Here is a 19,357-nt window from a genome sequence, read left to right on the forward strand (position 1 = left end):
CTACTCCTCGTCTTCGAGCCAGCCCATGGTCCGCTGTACGGCCTTGAGCCAGCTCTTGTACTCGCGGTCGCGGGTGTCCGCGTCCATGCGGGGGGTCCACTCGGCGGCCCGGCGCCAGTTGGCGCGCAGCGCGTCGGTGTCCGGCCAGAAGCCGACGGCCAGGCCGGCGGCGTAGGCGGCGCCGAGGCAGGTGGTCTCGGCGACCATGGGCCGCACCACGGGCGCGTCCAGGAAGTCGGCGAGCGTCTGCATCAGCAGGTTGTTGGAGGTCATTCCGCCGTCGACCTTGAGCGCGGTCAGCTCGACGCCGGAGTCCTTGGTCATCGCGTCGCTGATCTCGCGGGTCTGCCAGGCCGTCGCCTCCAGCACGGCACGGGCGATGTGCGCCTTGGTGACGTAGCGGGTGAGCCCGGCGATGACACCGCGGGCGTCGGGACGCCAGTACGGGGCGAACAGCCCGGAGAACGCCGGGACGAAGTAAGCGCCGCCGTTGTCCTCGACCGACGAGGCCAGGGTCTCGATCTCGGCCGCGGACTGGATCAGGCCCATCTGGTCGCGCATCCACTGCACCAGCGAACCGGTGACGGCGATCGAACCCTCCAGGGCGTAGACCGGCTTCTCGTCGCCGATCCGGTAGCCGACCGTGGTCAGCAGCCCGTTGTAGGAGTTCACGGGCGTCTCGCCGGTGTTCATCAGCATGAAGGTGCCGGTGCCGTACGTGGACTTGGCCTCGCCCTCGGCGAAGCACGTCTGCCCGAACAGCGCGGCCTGCTGGTCACCCAGTGCGGAGGCGACCGGCACACCGTCGAGCACGCCGCCCCTGGCGTGGCCGTACACCTCGGCCGAGGACCGGATCTCGGGCAGCAGGGCCGCCGGGATGTCCATGGAGGCGAGGATCTTGTCGTCCCACTCCATGCGGTGCAGATTCATCAGCAGCGTGCGCGAGGCGTTGGTGACGTCGGTGACGTGGACGCCGCCCTCGGTGCCGCCGGTCAGGTTCCAGATGACCCAGGAGTCCATGGTGCCGAAGAGGATGTCGCCGCGCTCGGCGCGCTCGCGCAGCCCCTCGACGTTGTCGAGCAGCCAGCGCGCCTTGGGGCCGGCGAAGTACGAGGCGAGCGGCAGGCCCGTCTCGCGGCGGAAGCGGTCCTGGCCCACGTTGCGGCCGAGCTCCTTGCAGAGCGCGTCGGTGCGGGTGTCCTGCCAGACGAGGGCGTTGTGGACGGGCTCGCCGGTGTGCTTGTCCCAGAGCAGCGTGGTCTCGCGCTGGTTGGTGATGCCGATCGCCTTCACGTCGGCGGCGGTGATGCCGGCCTTGACGATGGCACCGGCGACGACCTCCTGGACGTTCTCCCAGATCTCGGTCGCGTTGTGCTCGACCCAGCCCGGCTTCGGGAAGATCTGCTCGTGCTCCTTCTGGTCGACGGAGACGATCCGGCCGTCCTTGTCGAAGACGATGCAGCGGCTGGAGGTGGTGCCCTGGTCGATGGCCGCGATGAACGGCCCGGTGCCGTGGGTGCCGGTGGTGTGTGCGTCGGTCACGGTGTGCTCCCGGAAGTCTGTGTGGTCGTGGGGGTGACGGCTGTGAACCCTGCGGTTCACGCGAAGGCGAGGTTGTAGAGCCCGCCCGCGAGTGCGCCGCCGACGAGCGGTCCGACGACGGGGATCCAGGCGTAGCCCCAGTCGGATCCGCCCTTGTTCGGCAGCGGAAGCAGCGCGTGCACGATACGCGGACCGAGGTCGCGAACCGGGTTGATCGCGTAGCCCGTCGGGCCGCCGAGCGAGAGACCGATGGAGACGACCACCAGAGCGGTGATCAGGGCGCCGAGCGTGCCGAGGCCGTTGCCGTCGTTGTTGAGGCCCTGGGTCAGGATCGCCAGGACCAGCACGACCGTGGCGATGATCTCGGTGACGACGTTCTGCACGGCGTGGCGGATCTCGGGTCCCGTGGAGAAGACGCCGAGCACGGGTCCGGCCTTGGGGGCGGCCGCCTTGTCGACCATGCCTTCCTCACCCGAGTGGGCGCTCAGGACCTCCGGATCGGTGAGATGGGCGCGGAACTGCCCGTAGTAGGTCAGCCAGACCAGCACCGCGCCGATGATCGCGCCGAGAAGTTCGGAGGCGAGGTAGAGCGGTACGTCGCTCCACTTGGTGCCGCCCTCGATCGCCAGGCCGATGGTGACCGCCGGGTTGAGGTGCGCGCCGGATACGCCGCCGGCCAGATACGCGCCGGTCAGCACCGCGAAGCCCCACCCGAAGGTGATGGCGAGCCAGCCGGCGTTCTGCGCCTTCGAGCGCTTGAGCGTGACGGCGGCACAGACACCGCCGCCGAGCAGGATGAGCACGGCGGTACCGATGGTCTCGCCGATGAAGATGTCGGAGCTGGACACCCGCGACTCCTTTGTCCTTCGTCCAGGGAAGCCGAACCCCGGGTCCCTCCGGTGGTCCGCGCCCTCATGTGAGGGCGTTGCCGGCCTTGGCTCTGCCACACCCTAACGCGTATTTCCGTTAGACGTTCGACAATGCCGACCGGTGAACGGCAGTGTTTCTCCCAGGTGAATGAGGCGTCAAGGGTTGTGTGTCCTATAACTCGATCGTTACCGGTGATCCCGGTGGCCCCGCACGGGGCTCAGAAGCGCCTGGCGCCCAGATCCCGGGAGACCGCGCGGGCGCAGTCCCGTACCGCCGCCACCAGCTCCGGCCGCAGCTCGCCGTTCGCGCACACCCGCTCCACCGCGCCGGTCACGGCCACGGCGCCCACCGGCATCCGGCGCCGGTCGTGGATGGGGGCCGCCACCGCGGCCACGCCCTCCCAGGTCTCCTCCACGTCGGCTGCCCAGCCCCGGGCGCGGATCAGGTCGAGCATCGACTCGAACTCCTCCGGGTCGGTGACCGTGCGCGGGGTGAAGGGCTGCCTCTCGGCCTCCATGGCCTCCGTGTGGGCCACCGGGTCGTAGGCCGACAGGACCTTGCCCAGGGCGGTGGAGTGCAGCGGCTGCATGGCGCCGACCTCCAGCACCTGACGGCTGTCGTCGGGGCGGAAAACGTGGTGGACGATCAGGACGCCCTGCTGGTGCAGCACGCCCAGGTGGGCGCTCTCCCCGCTGGAGCGGGCCAGGTCGTCCGTCCAGACCAGGGCGCGGGCCCGCAGCTCGTGGACGTCCAGATAGCTGTTGCCCAGGCGCAGCAGCTCCGCGCCCAGCTGATAGCGCCCGGACGCCGCGTCCTGCTCCACGAAACCCTCGTGCTGGAGCGTGCGCAGGATGCCGTGCGCGGTGCCCTTGGCCAGGCCCAGGGAGGAGGCGATGTCGGACAGTCCCAGCCGCCGCTCGCCGCCCGCCAGCAGACGCAGCATCGCGGCTGCCCGCTCCAGCGACTGGATGTTCTTGGCCATCGCGCCGTACTCCTCCACCTCGTTCGACAATGCTGAACACTATCGGTCGATGCCGACCCCTGCTCCGTTGCAGGGGAATTCTGCGACACTCCGAAAGCCCGGACAGCGCTCTGAACAGCATGCAGTCCGATTCGTGGGACAGAGTGACGGTCCGGGACGCCGCCCGGCTACCCTGGCCGGGTGCGCCTTCCGCCGAAGCCGCAAAGCCGACAGCCGTCGCATCCCAGGGAGTACATCCATGGCCTCGTCGCCGACCCCTTCCGCCGACAGCCGGAACCGATCCGCAGCCCTCCGTGAGGCGCTCGCCACCCGAGTCGTGGTGGCCGACGGTGCCATGGGCACCATGCTCCAGGCCCAGGACCCGACGCTCGAGGACTTCGAGAACCTCGAAGGCTGCAACGAGATCCTGAACCTCACGCGCCCCGACATCGTGCGCTCGGTGCACGAGGAGTACTTCGCCGTCGGCGTGGACTGCGTGGAGACGAACACCTTCGGCGCGAACCACTCGGCGGCCAACGAGTACGAGATCGCCGACCGGATCGTCGAGCTGTCCGAGGCGGGCGCGCGCATCGCCCGCGAGGTCGCCGACGAGTTCGCCGCGAAGGACGGCCGCCAGCGCTGGGTCCTCGGCTCGGTGGGTCCCGGGACCAAGCTGCCCTCGCTCGGCCACATCGCGTACGACGTGCTGCGCGACGGCTACCAGCAGAACGCCGAGGGCCTGCTCGCCGGCGGTGCGGACGCCCTGATCGTGGAGACCACGCAGGACCTGCTGCAGACCAAGTCCAGCCTCATCGGCGCGCGCCGCGCGATGGAGGCCCTGGGCGTCGACGTGCCGCTGATCTGCTCGCTCGCCTTCGAGACGACCGGAGTCATGCTGCTCGGCTCGGAGATCGGCGCCGCGCTGACCGCCCTGGAGCCGCTGGGTATCGACCTGATCGGGCTGAACTGCTCGACGGGTCCGGCCGAGATGAGCGAGCACCTGCGCTATCTGGCCCAGCACTCGCGTACGCCGCTGATGTGCATGCCGAACGCGGGCCTGCCCGTGCTGACCAAGGACGGCGCCCACTTCCCGCTCGGCCCCGAGGGGCTCGCGGACGCGCAGGAAGCCTTCGTGACCGACTACGGCCTGTCCCTGATCGGCGGCTGCTGCGGTACGACGCCCGAGCACCTGCGCCAGGTCGTGGAGCGGGCCCGCGCCCTCACACCCGCGGTCCGCGACCCGCGCCCCGAGCCCGGCGCCGCCTCGCTCTACCAGACCGTGCCGTTCCGCCAGGACACCTCGTACCTCGCGATCGGTGAGCGTACGAACGCCAACGGGTCGAAGAAGTTCCGCGAGGCCATGCTGGAGGCCCGTTGGGACGACTGCGTGGAGATGGCCCGCGACCAGATCCGCGAGGGCGCGCACATGCTCGACCTCTGCGTCGACTACGTCGGCCGCGACGGTGTCGCCGACATGCAGGAGCTGGCCGGACGGTTCGCCACCGCCTCCACCCTGCCGATCGTGCTGGACTCCACCGAGCTGCCCGTGCTGCGGGCCGGCCTGGAGAAGCTCGGCGGGCGTGCCGTCCTGAACTCGGTGAACTACGAGGACGGCGACGGCCCGGAGTCGCGCTTCGTGAAGGTGACGCAGCTGGCCGCCGAGCACGGTGCCGCGCTGATCGCCCTGACGATCGACGAGGAGGGCCAGGCCCGCACCGCCGAGCACAAGGTCGCCATCGCGGAGCGGCTGATCGAGGACCTCACCGGCAACTGGGGCATCCGGGAGTCGGACATCCTCATCGACTGCCTCACCTTCACCATCTGTACCGGGCAGGAGGAGTCCCGCAAGGACGGAATCGCCACCATCGAGGCCATTCGCGAGCTGAAGAAGCGCCACCCCGACGTCCAGACCACGCTCGGCCTCTCCAACATCTCCTTCGGCCTCAACCCGGCTGCCCGCGTGGTGCTGAACTCCGTCTTCCTCGACGAGTGCGTGAAGGCGGGTCTCGACTCCGCGATCGTGCACGCCTCGAAGATCCTGCCGATCGCGCGCCTGGACGAGGAGCAGGTCAAGGTCGCCCACGACCTGGTCTACGACCGCCGCGCCGAGGGCTACGACCCGCTCCAGAAGCTCATGGAGCTCTTCGAGGGCGTCAACATGAAGTCGATGAAGGAGGGCAAGGCCGAGGAACTCCTCGCGCTGCCGCTCGACGAGCGCCTTCAGCGCCGGATCATCGACGGCGAGAAGAAGGGCCTGGAGGCCGACCTCGACGAGGCCCTGCAGACCCGTCCCGCACTCGACATCGTCAACGACACCCTGCTGGAGGGCATGAAGGTCGTCGGCGAGCTCTTCGGCTCCGGCCAGATGCAGCTGCCGTTCGTGCTCCAGTCCGCCGAGGTCATGAAGGCCGCGGTGGCCCATCTGGAACCCCACATGGAGAAGTCCGACGCGGAGGGCAAGGGCACCATCGTGCTGGCGACCGTCCGCGGAGACGTCCACGACATCGGCAAGAACCTCGTCGACATCATCCTGTCCAACAACGGCTACAACGTCGTGAACATCGGCATCAAGCAGCCCGTCTCCGCGATCCTGGAGGCCGCCGACGAACACAAGGCCGACGTCATCGGCATGTCGGGCCTCCTGGTGAAGTCCACCGTGATCATGAAGGAGAACCTCCAGGAGCTCAACCAGCGCAAGCTGGCCGCCGAGTACCCGGTCATCCTGGGCGGCGCGGCCCTGACCCGCGCCTACGTCGAACAGGACCTCCACGAGATCTACGAGGGCGAGGTCCGCTACGCCCGCGACGCCTTCGAGGGCCTGCGCCTCATGGACGCGCTCATCGGCGTCAAGCGCGGCGTCCCCGGTGCCACCCTTCCCGAGCTGAAGCAGCGCCGGGTGCCCAAGCGCGACACGGCCGTGCTGGAGGTCGAGGAGCCGGAGGAGGGCGTGCGCTCCGACGTCGCCGTCGACAACCCCGTCCCCACCCCGCCGTTCTGGGGCAGCCGCGTCGTCAAGGGCATCCAGCTCAAGGAGTACGCCTCCTGGCTCGACGAGGGCGCCCTCTTCAAGGGCCAGTGGGGCCTCAAGCAGGCCAGGGCCGGTGACGGACCGACGTACGAGGAACTGGTCGAGACCGAGGGCCGCCCGCACCTGCGCGGCTGGCTCGACAAGCTCCACACCGAGAACCTCCTCGAAGCTGCCGTCGTCTACGGCTACTACCCCTGCGTCTCCAAGGGCGACGACCTGATCCTGCTCCACGAGGACGGCTCCGAGCGCACCCGCTTCACCTTCCCGCGCCAGCGCCGCGGCCGCCGCCTGTGCCTCGCCGACTTCTTCCGCCCCGAGGAGTCCGGCGAGACGGACGTCATCGGCCTCCAGGTCGTCACCGTCGGCTCGAAGATCGGCGGCGAGACCGCCAAGCTCTTCGAAGCCAACTCCTACCGCGACTACCTGGAGCTGCACGGCCTGTCCGTCCAGCTCGCCGAAGCGCTCGCCGAGTACTGGCACGCCCGGGTCCGCTCCGAGCTCGGCTTCGCCGGCGACGACCCGGCCGACGTCGAGGACATGTTCGCGCTCAAGTACCGCGGCGCGCGCTTCTCCCTCGGCTACGGTGCGTGCCCGGACCTGGAGGACCGGGCGAAGATCGCCGACCTGCTCCAGCCCGAGCGGATCGGCGTCCACCTGTCGGAGGAGTTCCAGCTCCACCCCGAGCAGTCCACCGACGCGATCGTCATCCACCACCCCGAAGCCAAGTACTTCAACGCGCGGTAAGACTCCGTTCGACGCGCGGTAGCAGCACGAGTCGTACACTGGTCGGTCCAGTGCAGGCCGGTCGCCCTCCTCCGGGAATGGCGGCCGGCCTTCTCGTCCCTCATGGAAGGTGTGCCGGATGACCAGTACGATCCCCGCGTCCCCGACCCGTACGGCCGAGGGCGGTGCCCTGCAGGCCGTGTTCCTCGACATGGACGGCACCCTGGTCGACACCGAGGGCTTCTGGTGGGACGCCGAGGTGTCGGTCTTCGCCGATCTGGGGCACCGGCTGGACGAGGCGTGGAAGGACGTCGTCGTCGGCGGGCCGATGACCCGTAGCGCCGGCTACCTCATGGACGTCACCGGGGCCGACGTCACCCTCGACGAACTGACCGTGCTGCTCAACGACCGCTTCGAGAAGCGCATCGCCGACGGCGTGCCGCTGATGCCGGGCGCGGCACGGCTGCTCGCCGAACTCGCGAGACACGAGGTTCCCACCGCCCTCGTCTCCGCCTCGCACCGCCGGATCATCGACCGGGTCCTGGACTCGGTGGGCCGTCACCACTTCGCGCTCACCGTCGCGGGCGACGAGGTCACCCGCACGAAGCCCCATCCGGAGCCCTACCTGACCGCGGCGCGCGGCTTCGGGGTCGACCCCCGGCTCTGCGCCGTCATCGAGGACACCGCGACCGGCGTGGCCGCCGCGGAGGCCGCGGGGTGCCGGGTGGTCGCCGTGCCGTCCGTCTCGCCGATCGCACCGGCCGCCGGCCGGGTCGTCGTCGGGTCGCTCGAGGAAGTCGACCTCGCGTTTCTCCGGGACCTGGTCACCGGAACGCGATGACGCGCACACCGAGAGTATTTCTGTGAATGAATGGAAAAACTCTCGCGAAAATGCGTGCGTTTCATGTCGCGCCATGGCGATGAAAAGGCGAGGACATGTCAAAGTGAAAGCGTGCCCGCCAGGTGACGTTCGTCACTCGCCAGGTGGGGGGAGGGGTGGCTGGAATCGGCCGGGCCGCCCGCCGGGCGTTGCCCAAGTGTCCCGATTGATGAATCCGTGTACGAATCATTCCGGGAGATTCCGGGAGCGGGAAATTTACTCGCCTTTGACTTCCCTGTCTCCCCGATTACCCGCGGCACGGAACTGGGCCGGGCCCACCGACGGCGGCTACTACTGTCGTTTTCTCCATGACCGCATGAGGGAGAACGTCCACGATGAACCGCAAGACTCTGGTGCTGCCGGCCGTCGTCGGCCTGCTCGCGCCCGTACTCGCCGCCTGCGGCGCGTCGGACGGCGGGAGCGGTGGCAACGGCGCCATCGTTGTCGGCACTACGGACCAGTTCGTCGCCTCCCAGGAAGCCCCGGCACCCCTGGACCCGGCCATCGGCTACGAGGCAGGCGTCTGGAACGTGCTGCGGCAGACGGTCCAGACCCTCATGCATGTCCCCCGGGGCGGCGGCCTGCCGGTGCCCGAGGCGGCCGAGAGCTGCACGTTCACGGACACGGCGAACGAGAGCTACCGCTGCAAGCTGCGCGAGGGACTCGAATTCGCCGACGGCTCCGCGGTCACCGCCGAGGACGTCAAGTACTCAGTCGACCGCGTCATCCGGATCAAGTCCACCAACGGACCGATGGCCCTGCTCAACAACATCGACACCGTCGAGACCAAGGGCGATCGCGAAGTCGTATTCCATCTCCGGACCCCCGACGCGACGTTCCCCTACAAGCTCTCCACGCCGCCCGCCGGAATTGTCCAGAAAGCCAAATACCCGGCGACGTCCGCGCGCAGCGGTTTCCAGGTGGACGGCTCCGGCCCGTACACCATGAAGCCCGAAGTGAAGAACGATCAGGTCGTGAAAGTCGTCTTCACCAAGAACCCTCGTTACAAGGGCGACCTGAAGGTGATGAACGACAAGGTCGAACTCGATCTCTTCCCCGACGCCACCGCGATGGGCAAGGCGCTCGACGAGAAGAAGATCGACATGATGACCCGCACGATGTCGCCCGAGCAGGCCCAGGGCATGCTGGAGAAGCCCAAGGAAGACATCAAGCTCACCGAGATGCCCGGCCTCGCGATCAGCTACCTCGGCTTCGACACCGAGGACCCCGCCGTGAAGAACAAGGCGGTCCGCCAGGCCATGGCCCAGGTCATCGACCGCGGTCAGATCGCGAGCGAGGTCTACGGGACGACGGCCGAGCCGCTGTACTCACTGATCCCGTCCAGCATCACCGGGCACACCAACTCGTTCTTCAACAAGTACGGCGAGCCCAGCACCACCAAGGCCGCCGCCATCCTGAAGGACGCCGGGATCCGCACACCGGTGAAGTTCACCCTCCACTACACGACCGACCACTACGGCGAGGCCACCGCCGCCGAGTTCCGGACACTGAAGAAGCAGTTCAACGACACCGGGCTGTTCGACATCTCCGTCGAAGGCACCCCCTGGGCGAAGTACCGCCCGGCCGAGGTGCGCGGCGACTACGCCGCGTACGGCATGGGCTGGTTCCCCGACTTCCCGGACCCGGACAACTACACGGCGCCGTTCCTCGACAAGGACAACTTCCTCAACTCGCCCTACCGGTCGGCCGTGGCCCAGGAGACTCTCATCCCGCAGTCCCGCCGCGAGGACGACCGCAGCGCCGCCACCCGCACCTTCCAGCAGCTCCAGGACATCGTCGCCGAGGACGTGCCCGTCCTCCCGGTCTGGCAGGGCAAGCAGTACGTCGCCTCCCGCGAGGGCCTCACCGGTGTCGAGTGGGCGGTCAACTCCTCCGCCGACCTCCAGCTGTGGGAGCTCGGCCGCGGCTGACGCCCGATGCCGCCCCGGCGCCGGTCCCCCCGAAGGGTCACTGGGCGCCGGGGCGCACCAGCCCGCTCTCGTACGCGTACACCGCGGCCTGCACCCGGTCGCGCAGCCCCAGCTTCGTCAGCACGTGCCCCACATGCGTCTTGACCGTGGTCTCGCTGACGAACAGATCCGCGGCGATCTCCGCGTTCGACAGACCGCGTGCCACCAGCTTCAGGACCTCCACCTCACGGTCCGTGAGCGTGTGCAGGGTGTCCGGGACCGGCTCCTCGCCGGACGGCAGATGGTCCGCGTACTTGTCGAGCAGCCGGCGCGTGATGCTCGGCGCGAGCATCGCCTCGCCACCGGCGACCACCCGGATCGCCTGCACCAGCTCATTGGCCGGGGCGTCCTTCAGCAGGAAGCCGCTGGCGCCGGCGCGCAGCGCCTCCACCACGTACTCATCGAGATCGAACGTCGTCAGCACCAGCACCTTCGCCGGGCCGTCCCGGCCGGGGCCGGTGATCTGGCGCGTCGCCTCGACGCCGTCCATCCGCGGCATCCGGATGTCCATCAGCACCACATCGGGCTGCAGCGCCCGCACCTGGTCGAGCGCCTGGAGGCCGTCACCGGCCTCACCCACCACCGCGAGGTCGCCCTCCGCCTCCAGAATCATCCGGAAGCCGGTGCGCAGCAGCGGTTGGTCGTCGACCAGTAGGACGCGGATTGCCACGGGATCTCCTCAATGTCCTTCAAGGGCACCGGGCCGGCCGGTGTCAGCCCGGGCCGGGTCCATTCTGCCCTGGACATCCTGCGTCGATTCCGCCGGGCGCACCGACAGCGGATACACCGGGGGAGTCCCACCGAATTCGGGACAGAGCGCCTGATGGTCGCACCAGCCGCACAGCTTCGTCGGCCGCGGCCGCCACTCACCCGTCTCCGTCGCCAGCGAGATCGCGTCCCACAGCGCCAGCAGCTTGCGCTCCACCCGCTCCAGGTCCGCCACCACCGGGTCGTACGTCATCACGTCGCCGCTGCCCAGATAGACCAGCTGGAGGCGGCGCGGCACCACACCCTTGAGCCGCCAGATCACCAGCGCGTAGAACTTCATCTGGAAGAGCGCGCCCTCCGCGTACTCCGGACGGGGCGCCTTGCCCGTCTTGTAGTCCACGATCCGGACCTCGCCCGTCGGCGCCACGTCGATCCGGTCGATCACCCCGCGCAGCCGCAGACCCGACTCCAGCTCCGTCTCGACGAACATCTCCCGCTCGGCCGGCTCCAGACGCGTCGGATCCTCCAGCGAGAACCAGCGCTCCACCAGCCGCTCCGCCTCCGACAGCCACCGCGCGAGCCGCTCGCCCTCCGGATCCTCCGCGAACAGCTCCGACAGCTCCGGCTTCGACTCCAGCAGCCGGTCCCACTGGGCCGGGATCAGCGACGTGGCCCGGCCCGGCGTGCGCTCCGCCGCGGGGTTGTCGAAGAGCCGTTCCAGGACCGCATGCACCAACGTGCCCCGGGTAGCAGCCTCACTGGGCTTCTGCGGCAGCTTGTCGATGACCCGGAAGCGGTACAGCAGGGGGCACTGCATGAAATCGCTCGCCCGCGACGGCGAAAGGGACGAGGGTGGCTGAGGCGGCCGGGGCGCAGAGGTCATGACGAAGACCCTACGACCCGCCACTGACACCGATCGGCATACCATCGACCACAGACCCTCGAACACTGCATGATCGTGCCGAAACGGCACCGACCGAAGGGACCTCGTGGACGAGAGCGGCGACAGCGGGCGGCCGCAGCCCGGCCCAGGGGGTAAGGGCCCCGGCGACGGCCCCGACAAGGGCGCACCGGGACGCAGGGAAGAGCCGGGCGGCGGCATCCTCATGGGCCGTCCCTTCGGAGTGCCCGTCTACGTGGCGCCCAGCTGGTTCGTCGTGGCAGCCCTGATCACCTGGGTCTTCGGCGGCCAGCTCGACCGCGTCCTTCCCGACCTCGGCGCGGCGCGCTACTTGGTCGCCCTCTTCTTCGCGATCGCCTTCTACGCCTCCGTGCTCGTCCACGAGCTCGCCCACACGGTCGCCGCCCTGCGCTACAAGCTCCCGGTCCGCCGCATCCAGCTCCAGTTCTTCGGCGGCGTCTCCGAGATCGAGAAGGAGACCGAGACCCCCGGCCGCGAATTCGTCCTCGCCTTCGTCGGGCCGCTGCTCTCCCTGGTCCTGGCGGGCGTCTTCTACGTCCCGATGAAGTTCGTCGAAGCCGGCACCGTGCCCGGCGTGCTGCTCGGCGGACTGATGATCTCCAACCTCATCGTCGCCGCGTTCAACCTCCTGCCGGGCCTCCCGCTCGACGGCGGCCGGATGCTCCGCGCCGTCGTGTGGAAGATCACCGGCCGCCCGATGAGCGGCACCGTCGCCGCTGCGTGGGTCGGCCGCGCCCTCGCCGTCATCACCCTCATCGGGCTGCCGCTCCTCACGCACACCGAGATCCTCGGGAGCGGCGACCGCGAGATCAGCGGCATGGACACCGTCACCGACGCCCTGCTCGCCGCGATCCTCGCCGCCATCATCTGGACCGGCGCGGGCAACAGCCTGCGCATGGCCCGGCTCCGCGAACACCTCCCCGACCTGCGCGCCCGCACCCTCACCCGGCGCGCCGTCCCGGTCGAGGCCGCCACCCCCCTCTCCGAGGCCCTGCGCCGGGCCAACGAGGCAGGAGCCCGCGCCCTCGTCGTCGTCGACGCGACCGGCGAACCCCAGGCCGTCGTCCGGGAGGCCGCCATCGTCGCCGTCCCCGAGCACCGCCGCCCCTGGGTCGCCGTCAGCGGGCTCGCCCAGGACCTCACCGACGGCATGAAGGTCTCCGCCGAACTGGCCGGAGAGGCCCTCCTGGACCGTCTCAAGGCCAGCCCCGCCACCGAGTACCTCGTCGTCGAGGACACCGGCGAGATCTACGGAGTGCTCTCCACCGCCGACGTCGAGCGTGCGTTCGTCGCCGCCATGGCCCGCCCCGCCGCCTGACGGCCCCGCCCTCGCCCGGGCGGGCGGTCGGAGCCCCCGGAAACACCGGTACGCTGGTCACATGTCTGAACCGACCGGTGCCGCCCGCCGACGTGGGCCCTTCAAGGTCGGGGACCAGGTCCAGCTCACGGATCCCAAGGGACGCCACTACACCTTCACGCTCGAAGCCGGAAAGAACTTCCACACCCACAAGGGTTCTTTCTCGCACGACGAGCTGATCGGTGCTCCCGAGGGCAGTGTTGTCCGTACCACGGGAAACGTCGTCTACCTGGCGCTGCGCCCCCTGCTCCCCGACTACGTCCTGTCCATGCCCCGCGGCGCCGCCGTGGTCTACCCCAAGGACGCGGGGCAGATCCTGGCCTTCGGCGACATCTTCCCCGGCGCCCGCGTCGTGGAAGCCGGCGTCGGATCCGGCGCACTGTCGACCTTCCTGCTCCGTGCCATCGGCGAGCAGGGCATGCTGCACTCCTACGAGCGCCGCGAGGACTTCGCCGAGATCGCCCAGCAGAACGTCGAGCGCTACTTCGGCAGCCCGCACCCCGCCTGGCAGCTCACCGTCGGCGACCTCCAGGACAACCTGACGGAAACCGACGTGGACCGCGTCGTCCTGGACATGCTCGCGCCCTGGGAGTGCCTGGACGTCGTCTCCAAGGCGCTCGTCCCCGGCGGCATCCTCTGCGCGTACGTGGCGACCACCACCCAGCTCTCGCGGACGGTCGAGTCCATCCGCGAGATCGGCTGCTTCGCCGAACCGCAGCCCTGGGAGTCGATGATCCGCAACTGGCACGTCGAGGGTCTCGCCGTGCGCCCGGACCACCGCATGATCGGCCACACCGGATTCCTCGTCACCGCCCGCCGGCTGGCCGACGGAGTCCAGCCCCCGCCGCGCCGCCGCCGTCCCTCCAAGGGCGCCTACGGCGAGGACTACACGGGCCCGGGCAGCCAGAGCGGCTCCGCCGCCCGCGACTGAGACCACCCGTGGACCGGACCGCCCGCCGGTCCGGTCCACGAGCGGCGCCTTCGCCGCGCATCCCGACGTACCGGCGCCGCCGCCGGGTTCCCGGACCGACCCGGGAACCCGGCGGCGGCGCCTTCTCGTTGCCCGGGAGTGCGCGGTGAACGCGCAGCGGGATCCGTGGCGACCCCACCGTTCCACTGCCGTGTGAGGTGTGGCACGATGCTGGCCACCCCCACCCCGCCGCCGACGTCCCGCCGACGGCACTGCCTTCCGGGCATTCCGCACCACAGGAACCACAGGAGACATCCCGCGTGCAGACCTCCGCGCTCCCGGACCTCGCGCACACCGACACCACGCCGATGCACTGGCTCGCCACGGCAGCAGCCATGGCCGCCGTCGTCGCGGCAGCCGGTCTGCTCCAGCCCGACGCGCGCGCCTCGGCCTCCACCACGCCTCACCGCACCGTGGCGCAGCACGGCGCGGCCCCTGCCGTCGCGCCAGACCCGGCCCGTGCGGACTTCCCCCTCGAATGCGGCGGAGCAGGCCACACCGTGGCCAAGAAGGCCCCCGGCGACCTCGACGGCGACGGCCGTCCGGAAACCGTCGCGGTGGTCCACTGCGCGGCCGGATCAGGCACCCCGCCCAGCGGCGTCTACGTCCTCACACAGGGAAACGGGGCCGCACCGCGGATCGTGGCGACCCTGGTGGACCCCGTCCAGAAGATGAGCGTCGGCGACTTCGCGGTGCGTGACGGCGTCATCTCCGCCACGCTCCTCGGCTACTCCTCGCCCTCGGTGCCCTCCTGCTGCCCGGACGAGCTGGAGACGGTCACCTGGCAGTGGCGCAACGGCGCCTTCGTGCGCAGCAGCCGGCCGCAGGAGCCGGCGGGCGCCGGCGTCTGACCGCCGGCCGTCCCGCCCCGGCCGTTCTCAGGCCGCCTCGGGACCGAAGACCTCGACCCCGTCCGAGACGCGGCGTACATGAATGCAGTCGCCCGGGCACTCCTTGGCCGAGTCGACCACGTCCTGGAGGATCGGCAACGGGACCCGCGTGGTCGCGCCCTTGTCCTGGAGGAGCTCGTCCTGATCGCTCTTCACATAGGCGAGCCCGTCGATGTCCAGCTCGAACACCTCCGGCGCGTACTGCACGCAGATGCCGTCCCCCGTGCAGAGGTCCTGGTCGATCCAGACCTCCAGATCCTGAGTCCCGCTACCGGTGGGAGCGTCCTGCTGCACGGTCATTTCTCCTGCCGTTCCTGCGTATCCGAACCAAAAAAAGCCAGCCCTGACGGGTGTTGAACACTTCGACGATACAACCGGCCGCTTTCGGAGGTTGAAGGGTGGGTATTCACCTGACACGAGGGAGAGAGCGCAAGGGTGAAGATCGGACACGCCCCACAGTCTTTGTGATCTAGGGGTTTCAATCTTCACCCACCCAGGTAGGGTCAGGAAGCGTCCAGCTCCCCTTGGAGGAGGTGAGGACCGTGGCAGCCCACGACGACGACATCAACCGCGGCATCCGGCCCGGGCGGGGGTCCGATGACCCAGCCGGCCAGGTCGCCTATCTCGAGCAGGAAATCGCCGTCCTGCGACGTAAGCTCGCCGACTCTCCGCGTCATACGAGGATTCTCGAAGAGCGGATTGTTGAGTTGCAGACCAACCTCGCAGGCGTGTCCGCGCAGAACGAGCGGCTCGCCGGCACACTCCGCGAGGCCCGCGACCAGATCGTGGCCCTCAAGGAGGAGGTCGACCGGCTCGCACAGCCGCCGGCCGGCTTCGGTGTGTTCCTGCAGGCGAACGAGGACGGCACCTGCGACATCTTCACCGGGGGCCGCAAGCTCCGGGTGAACATCAGTCCCAGCGTTGAGCTCGAAGACCTCCGGCGCGGCCAGGAAGTCATGCTCAACGAAGCGCTCAACGTGGTCGACGCCATGGAATTCGAGCGGGCCGGGGACATCGTCACCCTCAAGGAGATCCTTGAGGACGGCGAACGAGCCCTGGTGGTCGGGCACACCGACGAGGAACGGGTGGTGCGGCTCGCCGAGCCATTGCTGGACATCACCATCCGTCCCGGCGACGCCCTGCTGCTCGAACCCAGGTCCGGCTACGTCTACGAAGTCGTTCCCAAGAGCGAGGTCGAAGAGCTCGTCCTCGAAGAAGTCCCGGACATCGACTACAACAAGATCGGTGGCCTGGGCGACCAGATCGAGCTGATCCGCGACGCGGTCGAGCTCCCCTACCTCCACCCCGACCTCTTCAAGGAACACGAGCTCCGGCCGCCGAAGGGCATCCTGCTCTACGGTCCGCCCGGCTGCGGCAAGACGCTCATCGCCAAGGCCGTGGCCAACTCCCTTGCCAAGAAGGTCGCCGAAGTCACCGGCCAGCCGGCCGGGAAGAGCTACTTCCTCAACATCAAGGGTCCGGAGCTCCTCAACAAGTACGTCGGTGAGACCGAGCGCCACATCCGCCTGGTCTTCCAGCGTGCCCGCGAGAAGGCGAGTGAGGGTACCCCCGTCATCGTCTTCTTCGACGAGATGGAGTCCCTCTTCCGCACCCGCGGATCCGGTGTCAGCTCGGACGTGGAGAACACCATCGTCCCCCAGCTGCTCGCCGAGATCGACGGTGTGGAGGGCCTGGAGAACGTCATCGTCATCGGCGCCTCCAACCGCGAGGACATGATCGACCCCGCGATCCTGCGCCCCGGCCGCCTCGATGTGAAGATCAAGATCGAGCGTCCCGACGCCGAGGCCGCGAAGGACATCTTCGCGAAGTACCTCACGCCCTCGCTGCCCCTGCACGCGGACGATCTGGCCGAGCACACCGGCTCCAAGGAGGCCGCGGCCCACGCGATGATCCAGTCGGTCGTCGAGCGGATGTACACCGAGTCCGAGGAGAACCGCTTCCTCGAAGTCACGTACGCCAACGGCGACAAGGAAGTCCTGTACTTCAAGGACTTCAACTCCGGCGCGATGATCCAGAACATCGTCGACCGGGCCAAGAAGATGGCCATCAAGGCCTTCCTCGAGCAGGGCCAGAAGGGCCTGCGCGTCTCCCATCTCCTCCAGGCCTGTGTGGACGAGTTCAAGGAGAACGAGGACCTGCCGAACACCACCAACCCGGACGACTGGGCCAGGATCTCCGGCAAGAAGGGTGAGCGGATCGTCTTCATCCGCACACTCGTCACCGGAAAGCAGGGCGCCGACACCGGTCGCTCCATCGACACGGTGGCGAATACCGGGCAGTACCTCTAGAACGCAGACCGGCTGCGGATGCCCGGCCGGGCATCCGCAGCCGGTTGCTTTCCGGACAGCTCTCACGACACCGCAGTAATGACGTAATTGATCTCCCCACCGGCACAGAGGCGCTCTAGGCTCTGGCGTACCGCCCGGTCGCGCAGTGCGGGAACGGGCAAACCGCGCACGCACCGGAAAAGCAGCGGTACTTGAGCGTCGCCCCGGAAGGGAGCGCCGCCGGGCAAGGAGGGCCGCATGACCGTACGGCGAGTAATGGGCATCGAGACCGAGTACGGGATCTCCGTGCCAGGTCACCCCAACGCCAATGCCATGCTCACCTCGTCCCAGATCGTCAACGCCTACGCGGCGGCGATGCACCGGGCGCGCCGCGCCCGCTGGGACTTCGAGGAGGAGAACCCGCTGCGCGACGCGCGAGGCTTCGACCTCGCCCGCGAGACCGCCGACTCCAGCCAGCTCACCGATGAGGACATCGGCCTGGCCAATGTCATCCTCACCAACGGCGCGCGGCTCTACGTCGACCACGCGCACCCCGAGTACAGCTCGCCGGAGATCACCAGTCCCAGGGACGCGGTCCTCTGGGACAAGGCCGGCGAACGGATCATGGCCGAGGCCGCCGAGCGCGCGGGCCAGCTGCCCGGCGCCCAGCCGATCCATCTGTACAAGAACAACACCGACAACAAGGGCGCCTCGTACGGCACGCACGAGAACTACCTGATGAAGCGCGAGACCCCGTTCTCCGACATCGTGCGCCATCTGACGCCGTTCTTCGTCTCGCGCCAGGTCGTCACCGGTGCGGGACGGGTCGGAATCGGCCAGGACGGCCACGAGCACGGGTTCCAGATCAGCCAGCGCGCCGACTACTTCGAGGTCGAGGTCGGCCTGGAGACCACCCTCAAGCGCCCCATCATCAACACGCGCGACGAGCCCCACTCCGACGCCGAGAAGTACCGCCGGCTCCATGTGATCATCGGGGACGCGAACCTCTCGGAGATCTCCACCTACCTCAAGCTGGGCACCACCTCGCTGGTCCTCTCCATGATCGAGGACGGCTTCATCAATGTCGACCTGGCCGTCGACCAGCCCGTGCGCACCCTCCACCAGGTCTCCCACGACCCGGACCTCCAGCAGCTGATCACTCTGCGCAGCGGCCGGACACTCACCGCTGTCCAGCTCCAGATGGAGTACTTCGAGCTGGGCCGCAAGTACGTCGAGGAGCGGTACGGGGCGGATGCCGACGAGCAGACCAAGGACATCCTGATCCGCTGGGAGGACACGCTCAACCGGCTGGAGAACGATCCGATGAGCCTGTCCCGCGAGCTGGACTGGATCGCCAAGCGGGAGCTCATGGAGGGCTACCGCCGCCGCGACAGCCTGGACTGGGACGCGCCCCGCCTGCACCTGGTGGACCTGCAGTACGCCGACGTACGGCCCGAGAAGGGCCTCTACAACCGCCTGGTGGCCCGGGGCAGGATGAAGCGCCTGCTGGACGAGAACGAGGTCGAGAAGGCCCGTACAGCGCCTCCGGAGGACACCAGGGCGTATTTCCGCGGTCGCTGCCTGGAGCAGTACGCGGACGACGTGGCAGCGGCCTCCTGGGACTCGGTCATCTTCGACCTGCCGGGCCATGACTCGCTGCAGCGGGTCCCCACGATGGAGCCGCTGCGGGGCACCCGCGACCACGTCAAGGCACTCCTGGACCGCTGCCGTACGGCGGAAGAGCTGGTCCGGGTGCTGCAGGGCGGCTGAAAGGGCCGCCGGTGGGGAATCATTCCGATGACCTCCGGACGTTGAGACAAGTACCGGGCCAATGTCGGACCTCGTAGGTAGGGTCTGATCAAGTGCTTCGAACCGAGCGGGGTGAGCTATATGGCGACCAAGGACACCGGCGGCGGACAGCAGAAGGCGACGCGCTCCACCGAGGAGGCCGAGGAGCAGGCCCAGGAGGCGCAGGGCTCCGAGGACCTCAAGGAGCGACAGGAGAAGCTCAGCGACGACGTGGACGACGTCCTCGACGAGATCGATGACGTCCTCGAGGCCAATGCCGAGGATTTCGTTCGGTCGTTCGTCCAAAAGGGCGGGGAGTAACCGGCCCGGCGCCCTCACCGGCGACCGGCGTGGGGGGCGGGGCCCCGCCCCCGCCCCCCCCCCCCCCGGCTCCCCGCCCGACGCGGGCCGCCGCGCCCGGGGCGCGCACCCGGCCCCCGCGGCCTGGGTCGCCCCCCCG

General features: G+C 69.1%; 15 protein-coding genes. 9 read left to right on the forward strand and 6 right to left on the reverse strand.

Annotation, left to right across the window (positions count from 1 at the left end):
• The 3 genes from glpK to ACIQMX_RS26335 all read right to left on the reverse strand — a co-directional run bounded on the left by glpK (window position 1) and on the right by ACIQMX_RS26335 (window position 3,394).
• Entirely contained in the window at window positions 1–1,542 is a 1,542-nt protein-coding gene (glpK, locus tag ACIQMX_RS26325; protein WP_363078288.1) for a glycerol kinase GlpK, read from the reverse strand.
• Window positions 1,543–1,598: 56 nt separating this feature from the next.
• Complete coding sequence (locus ACIQMX_RS26330; protein ID WP_363078286.1) at window positions 1,599–2,390, reverse strand: MIP/aquaporin family protein; 792 nt, start codon at window positions 2,388–2,390, stop codon at window positions 1,599–1,601.
• Between the two features lie 239 nt (window positions 2,391–2,629).
• On the reverse strand, window positions 2,630–3,394 hold the full coding sequence (locus ACIQMX_RS26335; protein ID WP_402481926.1) for an IclR family transcriptional regulator: 765 nt from the start codon (window positions 3,392–3,394) through the stop codon (window positions 2,630–2,632).
• Between the two features lie 238 nt (window positions 3,395–3,632).
• Here ACIQMX_RS26335 and metH point away from each other — a divergent pair, with 238 nt between their 5' ends.
• The 3 genes from metH to ACIQMX_RS26350 all read left to right on the forward strand — a co-directional run bounded on the left by metH (window position 3,633) and on the right by ACIQMX_RS26350 (window position 9,935).
• Window positions 3,633–7,145 carry a methionine synthase gene (gene metH / locus ACIQMX_RS26340; protein WP_363078284.1) on the forward strand — a complete coding sequence of 1,171 codons (3,513 nt, stop codon included), beginning with the start codon at window positions 3,633–3,635 and terminating at the stop codon, window positions 7,143–7,145.
• Window positions 7,146–7,263: 118 nt separating this feature from the next.
• Complete coding sequence (locus ACIQMX_RS26345) at window positions 7,264–7,965, forward strand: HAD family phosphatase (RefSeq protein WP_363078282.1); 702 nt, start codon at window positions 7,264–7,266, stop codon at window positions 7,963–7,965.
• Window positions 7,966–8,339: 374 nt separating this feature from the next.
• Window positions 8,340–9,935, forward strand: a complete 1,596-nt coding sequence (locus ACIQMX_RS26350) for an ABC transporter substrate-binding protein (protein ID WP_363078280.1) — start codon at window positions 8,340–8,342, stop codon at window positions 9,933–9,935.
• 37 nt (window positions 9,936–9,972) lie between these two features.
• Here the strand turns inward: ACIQMX_RS26350 and ACIQMX_RS26355 are convergent, their stop codons facing one another.
• Entirely contained in the window at window positions 9,973–10,644 is a 672-nt protein-coding gene (locus ACIQMX_RS26355) for a response regulator transcription factor (protein ID WP_148016141.1), read from the reverse strand.
• Window positions 10,645–10,653: 9 nt separating this feature from the next.
• Window positions 10,654–11,499 carry a PD-(D/E)XK nuclease family protein gene (locus ACIQMX_RS26360; RefSeq protein WP_363078324.1) on the reverse strand — a complete coding sequence of 282 codons (846 nt, stop codon included), beginning with the start codon at window positions 11,497–11,499 and terminating at the stop codon, window positions 10,654–10,656.
• 172 nt (window positions 11,500–11,671) lie between these two features.
• Here ACIQMX_RS26360 and ACIQMX_RS26365 point away from each other — a divergent pair, with 172 nt between their 5' ends.
• The 3 genes from ACIQMX_RS26365 (at window position 11,672) to ACIQMX_RS26375 (ending at window position 14,782) form a co-directional block, all read left to right on the forward strand.
• Complete coding sequence (locus tag ACIQMX_RS26365; RefSeq protein ID WP_363078278.1) at window positions 11,672–12,922, forward strand: site-2 protease family protein; 1,251 nt, start codon at window positions 11,672–11,674, stop codon at window positions 12,920–12,922.
• A gap of 61 nt (window positions 12,923–12,983) precedes the next feature.
• Window positions 12,984–13,892 (forward strand): tRNA (adenine-N1)-methyltransferase, encoded by a 909-nt coding sequence (locus ACIQMX_RS26370; RefSeq protein WP_363078276.1) that lies wholly within the window; start codon window positions 12,984–12,986, stop codon window positions 13,890–13,892.
• 299 nt (window positions 13,893–14,191) lie between these two features.
• Window positions 14,192–14,782 (forward strand): hypothetical protein, encoded by a 591-nt coding sequence (locus tag ACIQMX_RS26375; protein WP_363077210.1) that lies wholly within the window; start codon window positions 14,192–14,194, stop codon window positions 14,780–14,782.
• A 27-nt stretch (window positions 14,783–14,809) separates the two neighbouring features.
• Here the strand turns inward: ACIQMX_RS26375 and ACIQMX_RS26380 are convergent, their stop codons facing one another.
• Window positions 14,810–15,121 (reverse strand): ferredoxin, encoded by a 312-nt coding sequence (locus ACIQMX_RS26380; RefSeq protein ID WP_363077208.1) that lies wholly within the window; start codon window positions 15,119–15,121, stop codon window positions 14,810–14,812.
• 242 nt (window positions 15,122–15,363) lie between these two features.
• Here ACIQMX_RS26380 and arc point away from each other — a divergent pair, with 242 nt between their 5' ends.
• The 3 genes from arc to ACIQMX_RS26395 all read left to right on the forward strand — a co-directional run bounded on the left by arc (window position 15,364) and on the right by ACIQMX_RS26395 (window position 19,218).
• On the forward strand, window positions 15,364–17,130 hold the full coding sequence (arc, locus tag ACIQMX_RS26385; protein ID WP_363077206.1) for a proteasome ATPase: 1,767 nt from the start codon (window positions 15,364–15,366) through the stop codon (window positions 17,128–17,130).
• 237 nt (window positions 17,131–17,367) lie between these two features.
• The gene (dop, locus tag ACIQMX_RS26390) at window positions 17,368–18,879 is read left to right on the forward strand and encodes a depupylase/deamidase Dop (protein WP_363077204.1); all 1,512 of its coding nucleotides are present in this window, start codon (window positions 17,368–17,370) and stop codon (window positions 18,877–18,879) included.
• A gap of 120 nt (window positions 18,880–18,999) precedes the next feature.
• Window positions 19,000–19,218, forward strand: coding sequence for a ubiquitin-like protein Pup (locus tag ACIQMX_RS26395; RefSeq protein ID WP_219568968.1), 219 nt, complete (start codon window positions 19,000–19,002; stop codon window positions 19,216–19,218).
• Window positions 19,219–19,357 lie beyond the last annotated feature (139 nt).

It is taken from the genome of Streptomyces sp. NPDC091416 (assembly GCF_044756845.1).
Taxonomy (GTDB): domain Bacteria; phylum Actinomycetota; class Actinomycetes; order Streptomycetales; family Streptomycetaceae; genus Streptomyces.

Excerpts from the sequence above, each read along its gene's own strand:
- ACIQMX_RS26360 (WP_363078324.1), bottom strand. The coding sequence starts at position 11,499 with ATGCAGTGCCCCCTGCTGTACCGCTTCCGGGTCATCGACAAGCTGCCG.
- metH (WP_363078284.1), top strand. The coding sequence starts at position 3,633 with ATGGCCTCGTCGCCGACCCCTTCCGCCGACAGCCGGAACCGATCCGCA.
- ACIQMX_RS26345 (WP_363078282.1), top strand. The coding sequence starts at position 7,264 with ATGACCAGTACGATCCCCGCGTCCCCGACCCGTACGGCCGAGGGCGGT.
- ACIQMX_RS26380 (WP_363077208.1), bottom strand. The coding sequence starts at position 15,121 with ATGACCGTGCAGCAGGACGCTCCCACCGGTAGCGGGACTCAGGATCTG.
- ACIQMX_RS26350 (WP_363078280.1), top strand. The coding sequence starts at position 8,340 with ATGAACCGCAAGACTCTGGTGCTGCCGGCCGTCGTCGGCCTGCTCGCG.
- ACIQMX_RS26335 (WP_402481926.1), bottom strand. The coding sequence starts at position 3,394 with ATGGCCAAGAACATCCAGTCGCTGGAGCGGGCAGCCGCGATGCTGCGT.
- ACIQMX_RS26395 (WP_219568968.1), top strand. The coding sequence starts at position 19,000 with ATGGCGACCAAGGACACCGGCGGCGGACAGCAGAAGGCGACGCGCTCC.
- ACIQMX_RS26370 (WP_363078276.1), top strand. The coding sequence starts at position 12,984 with ATGTCTGAACCGACCGGTGCCGCCCGCCGACGTGGGCCCTTCAAGGTC.
- dop (WP_363077204.1), top strand. The coding sequence starts at position 17,368 with ATGACCGTACGGCGAGTAATGGGCATCGAGACCGAGTACGGGATCTCC.